11 protein-coding genes and 1 pseudogene are annotated in these 11,891 nt (G+C 73.9%); 8 read left to right on the top strand and 4 right to left on the bottom strand.

Translation table 11 applies throughout. The features are described from left to right. Positions 1 to 157: 157 nt before the first annotated feature. Entirely contained in the window at positions 158 to 1,225 is a 1,068-nt protein-coding gene (locus DTL70_RS20190; protein ID WP_245979486.1) for a CopD family protein, read from the top strand. Between the two features lie 16 nt (positions 1,226 to 1,241). On the opposite strand, the gene DTL70_RS20185 is transcribed toward DTL70_RS20190, so the two are convergent. Beyond that, positions 1,242 to 1,982, bottom strand: coding sequence for an isocitrate lyase/PEP mutase family protein (locus tag DTL70_RS20185; RefSeq protein ID WP_114023388.1), 741 nt, complete (start codon positions 1,980 to 1,982; stop codon positions 1,242 to 1,244). Beyond that, the gene (locus DTL70_RS20180) at positions 1,982 to 2,446 is read right to left on the bottom strand and encodes a carboxymuconolactone decarboxylase family protein (protein ID WP_114023387.1); all 465 of its coding nucleotides are present in this window, start codon (positions 2,444 to 2,446) and stop codon (positions 1,982 to 1,984) included. The genes DTL70_RS20185 and DTL70_RS20180 overlap by 1 nt, the downstream gene beginning before the upstream one ends. Before the next feature lie 46 nt (positions 2,447 to 2,492). Here DTL70_RS20180 and pdxR point away from each other — a divergent pair, with 46 nt between their 5' ends. The 3 genes from pdxR to DTL70_RS20165 all read left to right on the top strand — a co-directional run bounded on the left by pdxR (position 2,493) and on the right by DTL70_RS20165 (position 6,148). Beyond that, the gene (gene pdxR / locus DTL70_RS20175) at positions 2,493 to 4,076 is read left to right on the top strand and encodes a MocR-like pyridoxine biosynthesis transcription factor PdxR (RefSeq protein WP_114023386.1); all 1,584 of its coding nucleotides are present in this window, start codon (positions 2,493 to 2,495) and stop codon (positions 4,074 to 4,076) included. A gap of 110 nt (positions 4,077 to 4,186) precedes the next feature. Further along, positions 4,187 to 5,620, top strand: a complete 1,434-nt coding sequence (locus DTL70_RS20170; protein WP_114023385.1) for a purine-cytosine permease family protein — start codon at positions 4,187 to 4,189, stop codon at positions 5,618 to 5,620. 123 nt (positions 5,621 to 5,743) lie between these two features. Then, positions 5,744 to 6,148 carry a DUF4259 domain-containing protein gene (locus DTL70_RS20165; RefSeq protein ID WP_114023384.1) on the top strand — a complete coding sequence of 135 codons (405 nt, stop codon included), beginning with the start codon at positions 5,744 to 5,746 and terminating at the stop codon, positions 6,146 to 6,148. Positions 6,149 to 6,176: 28 nt separating this feature from the next. Here DTL70_RS20165 and DTL70_RS20160 read toward each other — a convergent pair whose 3' ends face one another. Next, positions 6,177 to 6,977: a helix-turn-helix domain-containing protein gene (locus tag DTL70_RS20160; protein WP_114023383.1), complete on the bottom strand. Its 801-nt coding sequence runs from the start codon at positions 6,975 to 6,977 to the stop codon at positions 6,177 to 6,179. A 140-nt stretch (positions 6,978 to 7,117) separates the two neighbouring features. On the opposite strand from DTL70_RS20160, the gene DTL70_RS20155 reads away from it, so the two are divergent. Continuing rightward, entirely contained in the window at positions 7,118 to 7,438 is a 321-nt protein-coding gene (locus DTL70_RS20155) for a hypothetical protein (protein WP_114023382.1), read from the top strand. Positions 7,439 to 7,445: 7 nt separating this feature from the next. Here DTL70_RS20155 and rocD read toward each other — a convergent pair whose 3' ends face one another. Further along, positions 7,446 to 8,663 (bottom strand): ornithine--oxo-acid transaminase, encoded by a 1,218-nt coding sequence (gene rocD, locus DTL70_RS20150; RefSeq protein WP_114023381.1) that lies wholly within the window; start codon positions 8,661 to 8,663, stop codon positions 7,446 to 7,448. A gap of 324 nt (positions 8,664 to 8,987) precedes the next feature. On the opposite strand from rocD, the gene trpS reads away from it, so the two are divergent. From trpS to DTL70_RS20135, 3 genes and pseudogenes are all read left to right on the top strand, one after another. Next, positions 8,988 to 10,001, top strand: a complete 1,014-nt coding sequence (trpS, locus tag DTL70_RS20145; protein WP_114023380.1) for a tryptophan--tRNA ligase — start codon at positions 8,988 to 8,990, stop codon at positions 9,999 to 10,001. A gap of 11 nt (positions 10,002 to 10,012) precedes the next feature. Further along, positions 10,013 to 10,702, top strand: a complete 690-nt coding sequence (locus DTL70_RS20140) for a 2'-5' RNA ligase family protein (protein WP_114023379.1) — start codon at positions 10,013 to 10,015, stop codon at positions 10,700 to 10,702. A 141-nt stretch (positions 10,703 to 10,843) separates the two neighbouring features. Continuing rightward, positions 10,844 to 11,809, top strand: a pseudogene (locus tag DTL70_RS20135) (YihY/virulence factor BrkB family protein); the annotation flags it as partial. Between the last annotated feature and the right edge of the window lie 82 nt (positions 11,810 to 11,891).

Here is an 11,891-nt window from a genome sequence, read left to right as displayed (position 1 = left end):
ACGCCGCCGGGCCGGACCACGCCGCATGCCGCCGAACCGGACCTCGCCGTGTGCCGCCGGGGCCGGACGGACCGCGGCCTGCCCCGACGAGGCCGGTCGCACCGTAACGCCCCCCGAGCCCGAAGGGCGCGGCACCCCGCTGGGGCAGAATTGGGCCGTGAGCCAGGCCGACCTCCCGCCCCCGCCGCCGTCCCGCCCCCGCGGCGCGGCGGCACCCGCGGGCCGCGGACGGCACCGGGCCACGCGCGCGGGGCGGCGCCCCCTGATACCCGCCGCGCTGGTCACCGCCTGCGTCGGCGTCCTCGTCGCCGTGGCACTCACCGGCACGGACGTGGCCACCGGCGGCACCGGAGAGGTGCGGATACCCGGCGGCGGCGTCACCACCCTGCTGCGCTCGGTGCTGTTCGCCGCGCTGTGCGTACAACTCGGCGAAGTGGCCGGGCGGCGGCTGGCGCGCGACGTCTCCCGCTCCCTGCCGGACACCCCGGCCAACGGGCCACGGCAGCCACCCGAATGGGCGGCGGGGGCGGCCCTGGCGGGCATGACCGCCGCCCTCGCACTCGCCTCCATGGCCGCGGCAGGCGACGGCCGCCTCGCCGCCGGGCTCCCCGAACTCAGCGAGATCTACGCGACCCGGGAGGGGCTGCTCGCCTTCTGCGAGGCCAACGGCTTCCTGCTCGCCGCCCTCTGCGTCTTCCTGCGGCGCCCCACCTGGGCCGCCGCGCCGCTCGCCGGAGTGCTCGTCGCCGAAGCGCTGCGCGCCCACCCCGAGAACTACACCCAGGCCCTCGGCGTCGGCCTCACCCTCGTCCACCTGGCCTGCACGGTGCTGTGGACGGGCGGCCTCGTCCACGCGCTGCGCACCATGCGCGCCTGGCACGGCGAACCCGGCGCTGCCCGCGCCCTGCTGGCCGCCTACGCGCGGCGGGCCTTTTGGCTGTTCGTCGCCCTGTGCGGGACGGGAACGGCCAGCACGCTGCGCAAGCTCCCCTCCGTCTGGTCCTTGACCTCCTCGGCCTGGGGCCGAACGCTGCTGGTCAAGCTGGCCGTCGTGGGCGCCGTCGCCCTGTGCGCGCTCGTCGCCCGGCGCGTCCTGATGCGGGACCGCACGCGGTTGACCTACGCGCAGGTGTGGCGCCCCACCGCGTGGGAACTGGCCGCGCTCGGCGCGGTGCTCGTCCTCTCGGCCCTGCTGACCGCCGCCCCGGCGCCCCGCGCCGGCTGACGAGGGGCGCGGCAGGTCACGGGAGCCGGCCCGTGCGCAGCTCGGCCGCCATCGACCGCACCCCCTCCGTCGCCCGCGCGGCGAGCCCCCCACCGAAGGTGACGCGGCCGACCCCGGCCCCGGCGAGCTCGGCGACGCCGGGCCCGCCGGTACGGGCCAGACCGTTGACGGGAACCCCGAGTTCGCGGACGAGGACCGCCAGATCGGCGGGCGGCGCCCCGATCGGGTACACCCCGTCGGCGCCGGCGGCCACGTACGCGCGCCCCCGCCGCAGCGCCTCGGCCAGCGGGTCGGCGACGCCGCGCAGGTGGGCGTCCACGCGGGCGTTGAGGAACGGTTCCGGACCGAGGGCTTCCCGTACGGCGGCCAGGAACTCCGCCTGCGCTTCGGCGTCCACGAGGCGCCCGCCCGCCGAGTCCTCCAGATTGCATCCGACGGCGCCCGAGGCGTGGAGCCGCTCGGCGAGCTCGGCCGGCGCCAGCCCGTAGCCCCTCTCGACGTCCGCGGTGACGGGTACATCCAGGGCATGCACCGCCCGGGTGATGCGGCCGATCGCGGCGAACATCTCATCGCCCGGGCAGTGCCCGTCGGCGTGGCCGAGGGACGCCGAGACGCCCGCGCTCGGCGTCGCGAGAGCGGGGAAACCCGCCTCGGCGAAGGCGCGGGCGCTGGCGGCGTCCCAGGGGCCCGGCAGTACCAGCGGGTCGCCGGGCGCCCTGTCGCGGTGCAGCGTGCGCAGCCTCTTGGCGGTGTCCATCAGGAGGCGCCCTCTTCCAGGCTCTTGGGGACCTCCCGGATCGCCACGTTGAACCGGTTCCAGGCGTTGATCGCGACGATCTGCCCGAGGAGCGCGGCCAGTTCCGCCTCGTCGAAGTGGGCCGCGGCGCGCGCGTAGACCTCGTCGGGAACGAAGCCGTCCGTCAGGCGGGTGACCGCCTCGGTGAGGGCGAGCGCGGCGCCCTCCCGCTCGGTGAACAGGTCGCCCGCCTCCTCCCACGAGGCGAGCAGGTCCAGACGCAGCTGCCGCTCGCCCTTCTCGCGGGCCTCGGTCAGGTGCATGTCCAGGCAGAAGGCACAGCGGTTGATCTGCGAGGCGCGGATCTTGACCAGCTCGGCGACCACCGGGTCCAGGCCGGCGGCGGCCGCGGCCTGCTGGAAGCCGGACATGCCCTTCATCAGTCGCGGTGCGGTCTGCCAGATGTTCATACGCCGTGTCGTCATGCCCCCGAGCCTAGGCAGGAATGGGCCACGCGTATGGTCCACTTCCATGGCGGATTCATGGGCCACTTCGCCGCCGTCCGGCGGCAGCGACCTCCACCTCGACCTCGCACTCTCCACCGGCTCCGGCGCGCGACGCCCCCGGGCTGCCCTGCTGGCCGCCCTGCGCGACGCCGTCCGCTCCGGAAGGCTGGCCCCCGGCACCCGGCTGCCGTCCTCCCGGAGCCTGGCCGCCGACCTGGGCCTTGCGCGCAACACCGTGGCGGGCGCCTACGCCGAACTGGTCGCGGAGGGATGGCTGTCCGCCCGCCAGGGCTCCGGCACCCGCGTCGCCGAACGCGCCACGCCGGCACCCCCGTCCCGCCCCCGCGAACGCCGCAGTCCCGGGCGCGCCGCTTCGTACCGCGCGGGGCAGCGCCGCGGCCCAGCCCACCCGGTGGGGGGCACCCTGCAGGAGCGGGCCCGTGCGGCCCTCGCGGAGCGCAGGCGCCAGCGGCCCCCGCACGACCTGCGCACCGGCGCGCCCGACGTCTCGGCGTTCCCCCGCTCGGCGTGGCTGACGTCGGCCCGCAGAGCGCTGACCGCCGCACCCGCCCACGCGTTCTCGCACGGCGACCTGCGGGGCACCGCCGAGCTGCGGCGCGCACTGGCCGACTACCTGGCGCGGGCGCGCGGCGTACGCGCCGACCCCGGACGCATCGTGGTGTGCGCGGGCTTCGCACAGGGCGTCTCCCTGCTGTCGAGGGTCGTCGCCGGGACGGCCGCCGTGGAGGAGTACGGCCTGTTCTTCCACCGCGAGCTGCTTCAGGCACGGGGCGCGCCCGCCCGTCCACTGCCCGTGGACGCGCACGGCGCGCGCACGGAAGTCCTCGACGCGGACCCCGGGTTCGCCGACGTCGGAGCCGTGCTGCTGACCCCCGCGCACCAGTACCCGCTCGGTGTGCCGCTGCACCCGGACCGGCGGGCCGCCGTCGTCGACTGGGCGCGGCGCAGCGGCGGACTCGTACTGGAGGACGACTACGACGGCGAGTTCCGGTACGACAGGCAGCCCGTGGGAGCTCTCCAAGGACTCGACCCCGAACGCGTCGTCCACCTCGGCACCGCCAGCAAGGCGCTGGCACCGGCGCTGCGGCTGGCGTGGATGGTGCTGCCCGACCACCTCGTGGACGACGTCCTGGCGGCCAAGACGCCCGCCGAATGGGCCCAGGGCAGCCTCGACCAGCTCACGCTCGCCGACTTCCTGGAACGCGGCGCCTACGACCGGCACGTGCGCGCCATGCGGCACCGTTACCGCGCCCGGCGCGACCGGCTCGTCGAAGCGCTGGCCGCCCGCGTACCCGAGGCGCGCGCCACCGGCATCGCCGCCGGACTGCACGCCGTTCTCGCCCTGCCGCCCGGCGTGGGGGAGGAGCGCGCGCTGCGGGCCCTGGAGCGGGCGGGCGTCGGCCTCGACGCGCTCACCGGCTTCCGGCACCCGGCCGCGCAGGGCCCGGCCGCCGCGGGCCCGTCCCTGGTCGTCGGCTACGGAAGCCCCGCCGAACACGCGTACGGGGCGGCGCTGGACGCGCTGTGCACCACCCTCGCCTCGCTGCGCCCCGGAGCGGAACCCGCACCCGGCCGAAGAGGGGCTTGACGCACCGCACGGCGTACGTGGAGGCTCCACGGGCCCGTACGGAAGCCGTCCACGGGCATCCGGTGGCCCAGACGGCAGACGGCAGACGGCAGACGGGGGTGTGCGGCGCCATGCCGACAGTGGAGGAGAACGGTCTCAACGTCATCGCCGAGGCCGAACGCAAAGGGCGACCCGCCCAGCTGTTCTGGCCGTGGTTCGGCTCCAACGTCTCCGTGCTCGGACTCGGCTACGGCTCGTTCGCGCTCGGCTTCGGCCTCTCCTTCTGGCAGGCGCTGTTCGCCGGCATCGCCGGCATCCTCGTCTCCTTCCTCCTGTGCGGGCTGATCGCCGTGGCCGGCAAGCGCGGCTCCGCACCGACGATGGTCCTCAGCCGTGCCGCCTTCGGAGTCCGCGGCAACCGGCTGCCCTCCGCCGTCTCCTGGATACTGACCGTCGGCTGGGAAACCGTCCTGGTGACGCTGGCGACCCTGGCGACGGCCACCGTCCTCGACCGCCTCGGCTGGGGCGGCGGCACGGGCACCAAGATCCTCGCCCTGCTCGTCGTCTCCGCTCTCACCGTCGCCGCCGGAGTCATCGGATTCGACCTCATCATGCGGCTCCAGACCGCCATCACCGTCGTGACAGGCGCCCTGACCATCGGCTACGTGGTGCTGGTGGCCGACGAGATCCACTGGAACCGCGTCGCCGCGCTGCCCCACGGCTCCACCCAACAGGTCGTGGGCGCACTCGTGTTCGTGATGACCGGGTTCGGGCTCGGCTGGGTCAACGCCGCCGCCGACTACTCGCGCTACCTGCCCCGGCGTACACGTGGCACGGCCGTCGCCGCCTGGACCACGCTCGGCGGCTCGCTGGCGCCCCTCCTGCTCTTCGTCTTCGGCCTGCTGCTGGCCGGCTCCTCCACCGACCTGAACCAGGCGGTCGCCGCCGACCCCATCGGCGCCCTCACCACCCTCCTCCCGCTGTGGTTCCTCCTCCCCTTCACCCTGGTCGCCGTGGCGGGCCTGGTCGGCGGCGCGGTCCTCGACATCTACTCCTCCGGCCTCGCGCTGCTCGCCGTCGGCGTGCGCGTCCCGCGCTATGTCGCCGCCGGAATCGACGGCGCGCTGATGGTCGCGGGCACCGTCGCCCTCGTCTTCCTCGCCGACGACTTCCTGTCCACCTTCACCGCGTTCCTCACCACCCTCGGCGTCCCCATCGCCGCCTGGTGCGGCATCATGCTCGCCGACCTCGCCCTGCGCGCCCGCCCCTTCGACGACGCCGACCTCTTCAGGGCGGCAGGCCGCTACGGCGACATACGGTGGCTCCCCGTCACCCTCCTGGCCGCCGCCACCGCCGTGGGCTGGGGCCTGGTCGCCAACACCGGCGCCACCTGGCTCGACTGGCAGGGCTACCTCCTGGCGCCCCTGGGCCTGGGCGGCCGCGACGGCACCTGGGCCGGCGCCAACCTGGGCCTGCTGGTGGCGCTGGCGCTGGCCTTCACCGTCACGCTGGCGACCCAGCGCCGCACCGTCCGCGCACAGGAAGCCGCCGGGCCCCGACAGTAGCCGCACGCGGCAGCCCACCGCCGGGCCCGACGGCTGTCACACCCGGGTGCGACGATTCCTCCCGCGCTCGCCCGCACGAGCGCCGCCTCTTGCCCTGCCACACCACCGAATGGGAGCAGCACGATGGGTACATGGGACGCCGGCCCCTTCGACAACGACGCCGCGGCCGACTTCGCCGGCACCCTCGACGACGCGGCGCCCCACGAGAGGCACGCTCTCCTCGCAGCGGCCCTCCGTGAGGCGACCGGAACCGCCGACTACCTGGACGCCGACCTCGGCCAGGAAGCCGTCGCCGCGGCCGCCCTGGTCGCCGCCCAGCACCCCGAAGGCGCCCCCGCCGCCCGGGCCACCGGCCCGCAGCATCCCCTCCCCGACCTGACCGACCTGCGCCCCCTCGCCGTCCAAGCCCTCGACCGCGTCACCACACAACCGTCCGAACTCCTCGACCTGTGGACCGAGTCGCCCACCTCCCCCTGGCCCCCGACGATCACCGCCCTCCGCCACACCCTCACGGCTCCGGCCAGCTGAGACAGAGCGAACCCGCGTCACTGACCCGTCACTTACCCGGCGGGCGGCTGTAACGCTCCAGCGCGGCCTTGCCGGTGGAACTGTCGAGGAAGACCAGCTCCCACGGCCCCGAGTTCACGTCGAAGTCCTTCCCGAAGCCGAGCCACTTGCCGGTCATCCGCCGCCCGGTCGGCTCGACGAGGAGCTGAAGCGCGCCGTGGTAGCGGGCGCCCGCGTAGTAGCCACCGGCCGCGGTCTGCTCCGTCCATGTCCCGGTGACCACGTTGCGGTCCACGGTCATCTCCAGCGCCAGCGGCGAGCCCGGGTTGCTCGACCCGTCCGGCAGCGATTCCCCGGTGAGCCGGTTCCCGTGCTGCACCAGCACGACGTGATGGACCCCGGTGAAGGTGGCGCCCCGACCCGAGCTGAAGTACTCGTAGCGGCTCAGCCAGACGCCGCCGTAGTGCGGGGGCGGCTGCTGCTCGTGCCGCGCCCGGGCCCCCGCGCCACCGGCCGTTCCCGCTCCCCCGACTGATCCGGCTTCCCCGGCTTGCAGGTCGTGTCCGCCGTGCCCGTCCTCCCGCACGCGGGCGCCCGGCACCGGGAGGCTGAACCCGAGCGACTCCACCGGCCGCCCGGTGACCCGCTCCAACGCGCGCGCGTACACGGGGCGTGGAGTGCGGCTGATTCCTGCCTCCCAGCGCTGGACGAGCCGCTTGCTCGCGTCGTTCGGCTCCCCGGCCTCTTCTCCGGAGCGCCGCAGCACCCTGGCCAAATCGTCCTGGCTCAGGCGCAGCCCGATGCGCACGGCACGCAGGACGTCGTTCGGAACATGCTCGGCTGTGGCCATGGGCCCACGTTAGGACCAAGCGCTCGCGTATGACACCGGTTTGACGCCTTTGGGTGACTCCGGTCGGGCGCCCCGAACGTCGTCGCACTGTCCCGCCGACGGCGACGACCATGAGCGGCACCCGTGGAGAGGAACACAGAATGCCGGAGAAGAGTGAGCCGCTGTTCCACGAAGACATGCGGCTGCTGCCATGGACGACGGACACCGGGAAGCCCTGCTACCTGGCGGCGGACGCCGAGGGCGGGATGATCTCGGCGCTGGCCGACGGGACGGAAGCACGGCAGACGCGGGACGCGGTGCTGGCGTTGCGGGAAGCCGAAGACGTCCTGGCGAACCCCGCCGCCGGAGCCCTCGCTCTCCGGCTGGCGCCGCACACGTGCGCGCGCGCCCTCGCGAACGCCCTGCGCGTCGCGGAGAGCCGAGGGCTGCGGCTGGGTGCTGTCGATCCGGACGGCACCTAGGCAGGCGTCATGACTCCAGCACCGCGCGCAGTTGTTGCAGGCCCCAGTCGAGGTCTTCCTTGGTGATGACCAGGGGTGGGGCGAGGCGGATGGTGGAGCCGTGGGTGTCCTTGACCAGGACGCCGCGGGCCAGCAGTTTCTCGGAGATCTCACGGCCCGTGCCGTGCGAGGGGTCGATGCCGACGCCGGCCCACAGGCCGCGTCCGCGGACCTCGCGGACGGCCGCGCCCGGCAGCAGGGCGAGTTCGCGGTGGAGGTGTTCGCCCAGTTCCGCGGCGCGCCGCTGGTACTCGCCGCCGCGCAGCATCTCCAGCACCTCCAGTGCGACGGCGCAGGCCAGCGGGTTTCCGCCGAACGTGGAGCCGTGCTCGCCCGGACGGTGAACGCCGAGGACCTCGCGCGAGGAGACGACGGCGGAGACGGGCACGACGCCGCCGCCCAGCGCCTTGCCGAGCACGTACATGTCGGGGGCCACGCCCTCCTGTTCGCAGGCGAAGGTGGCCCCGGTGCGGCCCAGTCCCGACTGGATCTCGTCGGCGATGAACAGCACCCCGCGCTCGCGGGTGAGTTCGCGGACGCCGGCCAGGTAGCCGGGCGGCGGCACCAGGACGCCGGCCTCTCCCTGGATGGGCTCCAGCAGCACGGCGACCGTGTGTGCGTCGAGCGCGGCCTCCAGCGCCGCGAGGTCGCCGTACGGCACGGTCTCGAAGCCCGGCGTGTAGGGGCCGTGGTCCGCGCGGGCCTCCTCGTCGGTGGAGAAGCTGACGATCGTCGTCGTACGGCCGTGGAAGTTGTTGTCGGCGACGATGATCTTCGCCTGCCCGGCGGGCACGCCCTTGACGCGGTAGCCCCATTTCCTTGCCGTCTTGACGGCCGTCTCCACCGCTTCGGCGCCGGTGTTCATCGGCAGCACCATCTCCATCCCGCACAGGTCGGCGAGTTCGGAGGCGAAGTCGGCGAAGCGGTCGTGGTGGAAGGCGCGGGAGGTCAGGGTGACGCGGTCGAGCTGGGCCTTCGCCGCCTCGATCAGGCGAGGGTTGCGGTGGCCGAAGTTCAGCGCCGAGTACCCGGCCAGCATGTCGAGGTGGCGGCGGCCCTCGACATCGGTCACCCACGCGCCGTCCGCGGTGGCGACGACGATGGGGAGCGGGTGGTAGTTGTGCGCGCTGTGGGCCTCCGCGGTGGCGATGCTCTGCGCGCTCGTGGCGGTGGAGAGGGTGGACATCGTCGTCTCCGTCTCTGTGCGTACCGGTGCCGCGGGGTGGGGCGGCACCTCCCATCTTCCCTCGGCGCCCGTGCCGCCGTCCCTGTCCGGGGGACGCTTGTCCCGGTGGGGTGGGCGCGGGGCCCTGTGTCCGCGCGGTGCCGCGGGGGCGTACGCCGGAGCGGTACCGCGGCCCGCGGGGCCCCGGCACGGGGCCACGGGGAGGCGCACCGGGCGCCGGCGCACGGGCGGGACGGCAGGGGAGAGCCACCCGTGCGCCGCCCGTGCGTCAGCTCACCCGTAATCGGGTCACGGGAGGGCGTGCGCACCTGAGAGAATGGCGGCATGGCCAATGATCGTCCTCGTGTGCTGTCCGGGATCCAGCCCACCGCCGGTTCGTTCCATCTGGGCAACTACCTCGGTGCCGTACGCCAGTGGGTGGCGCTCCAGGAGACCCACGACGCCTTCTACGCGGTCGTCGACCTGCATGCCATGACGATCCCGAAGGACCCGGCCGAGCTGCGGCACAACTCGCGGATGGCCGCGGCCCAGCTGCTGGCCGCCGGGCTCGACCCGGAGCGCTGCACGCTCTTCCTGCAGAGCCACGTGCCCGAGCACACCCAGTTGAGCTGGATCGTGGAGTGCCTGACCGGTTTCGGTGAGGCGGCGCGGATGACGCAGTTCAAGGACAAGTCGGCCAAGCAGGGCACGGATCACACCAGTGTGGGCCTGTTCACGTACCCGGCGCTGATGGTGGCGGACATCCTGGTCTACCGGGCGCATCAGGTGCCGGTCGGTGAGGACCAGCGCCAGCACCTGGAGCTGACGCGCACGCTCGCGGAGCGCTTCAACGGGCGGTACGGGGCGACGTTCCCGGTGCCCGAGGTGCACATTCCCAAGGAGACGGCGAAGATCTACGACCTGCAGGACCCCGGGGTCAAGATGAGCAAGTCGGCCTCCACTCCCAAGGGCATCATCGAGCTGCTGGACGAGCCGAAGACCACCGCGAAGAAGATCAAGAGCGCGGTCACCGACACGGACACCGTCATCCGGTTCGACCAGGACAAGAAGCCCGGTGTCAGCAACCTGCTGACGATCCACTCCACCCTCACAGGGGCCGGAATCCAGGAACTGGAGGATAAGTACGCGGGCAAGGGCTACGGTGCGCTGAAGACGGATCTCGCAGAGATCGTCACGGACTGGGTGACACCGTTCCGCACGCGGACGCAGGAGTTCATGGACGACCCGGCGTCGCTGGACGGGATCCTGTTGGACGGCGCGGAGAAGGCCAGGTCCGTGGCGTCGGACACGCTGCGGGACGTCTACGACAAGGTGGGCTTCGTGCCCGGCAGGCGGTGAAGGGAGAACTGATGGGCGCGGGAGCGACCGACGCGGGAGCGACCGTCACCCTCGGTGTATCGCTCGCCGTCCCCGAGCCGTACGGCACGCTGCTGCAGGAGCGGCGGGCCTCTTTCGGTGACGCGGCGGCGCACGGTATTCCCACCCACATCACGCTGCTGCCGCCGACCGAGGTGCCCGCCTCGGCGCGGCCGGCGATCGAGGCCCATCTGGCGGGCGTCGCCCTGGCCGGGCGGTCCTTCCGCGTGCGGCTGTCGGGCACGGGGACGTTCCGGCCGCTGACTCCGGTCGTCTTCGTGCAGGTCGCCGAGGGCGTCGCGGCCTGCACGCGGCTCCAGGAGCGGGTGCGGGATCCGGAGGGCCCACTGGCGAGGGAACTGCACTTCCCGTACCACCCGCATGTGACGGTCGCGCACGGCATCCCGGAGGCGGCCATGGACCGCGCCTTCACCCAGCTGGCCGACTTCGAGTGCGCCTGGACGGCCGGCGGCTTCGCCCTCTACGAGCAGGGGACGGACGAGGTGTGGCGGCTCCGGCGGGAGTTCCCCTTCGCCCCGCGGCCCGGCATGCCGCCGGGCCCCGCCCGCCCGCAGGGCCCCGCGCCGGCCGCGGCCTCGTCACTCGACGTGACGCTGCCGCCGGCCGCCTGCCGACCGCCTCACCAGCGCCGCACCGCCCTCCGCCCGTCCGCCACGCTGTAGCCGGTCTGGGCCCGTGCTGTAGCCGGTCTCTGCCGGTGCCGTAGTGCCCCCTGTCGGCCGACCGGCTGATCCGGGCTGATCACGGACAGTCGCCGCCTGCGGCGGTGGCTGGAAAACGCCGTGACGGGGCAGGGGGCACGTGTGGAAAAACTGACGAAGCTGCCGCTGGTGGGCCCCCTCGTCGCGTGGTTCTTCACCACCCGGCTCTGGCACGTCTACGCGCACCTGGACGCCCGCAAGTGGACGCGGCTGGCCGCCGCGATCACCTTCACCAGTTTCCTGGCGCTGTTCCCGGTGCTCGCCGTCGGCGCCGCCGTCGCCGCCGCGCTGCTCCCGGACGACCAGATGCGGCAGCTTCAGGACACCCTCACCGACCAGGTGCCCGGCATCTCCGACCAGCTTCAGCTCCAGTCCCTGGTCGACAACGCGGGCACTGTCGGCACGGTCGCGGGCGCGGCGCTGCTGTTCACCGGCGCCAGCTGGGTCGGCGCGCTCCGCGAGAGCCTGCGCGCCGTGTGGGACCTGGAGGAGGACCCCGGCAACGTCGTCCTCCGCAAGGCCACCGACCTGGGGACCCTGCTCGGTCTCGGCCTGGTGGGGCTGGTCTCCTTCGGCGGTTCGGCCTTCGCCGTCACCGCCGTGACCCGGGTCGCCGAGTGGCTCGGTCTGACCGAGGGCGGCGTCGGTACGGTGCTGCTGCGCACCGCCGCCTACGCCGCCGCCATCGCCGCCGACTTCCTGCTGCTGTGGTACGTGCTGACGCTGCTGCCCCGCGTGAAGCCGCCGCGTCGCGCGGTGCTGGCGGCGGCCCTGCAGGGTGCCGTCGGCTTCGAGCTGCTGAAGCTGCTGCTCGGCGGCTACCTCCAGCAGGTGGCCGCCAAGAACATCTACGGCGCCTTCGGTGTGCCCATCGCCCTGCTGCTGTGGATCAGCTTCATGACGAAGCTGCTGCTGTACTGCGCGGCCTGGACCGCCACCGCGCCGGCCCCGGGCCACGGCCCGGACACGCAGCAACCGGTCAAGGAGCTCTTCGACGACGGCGACGACGGCGACGACGGCGACGACGGCGACGACGCTTCCGACGGCGACGGCGACGGCGACGGCGACGGCGACGGCGACGGTGGCGGTGGCGGCGGGTCCGGGTCCGAGGACACACCCGGCGACCGGGCCCGGGCCGGTTCCGGCACCG

This window comes from Streptomyces diacarni (assembly GCF_003323715.1).
Lineage (GTDB): Bacteria > Actinomycetota > Actinomycetes > Streptomycetales > Streptomycetaceae > Streptomyces > Streptomyces diacarni.
The sequence above is the reverse complement of the archived record's forward strand: the minus strand, read 5'-3'. Positions and strand labels throughout refer to the sequence as shown.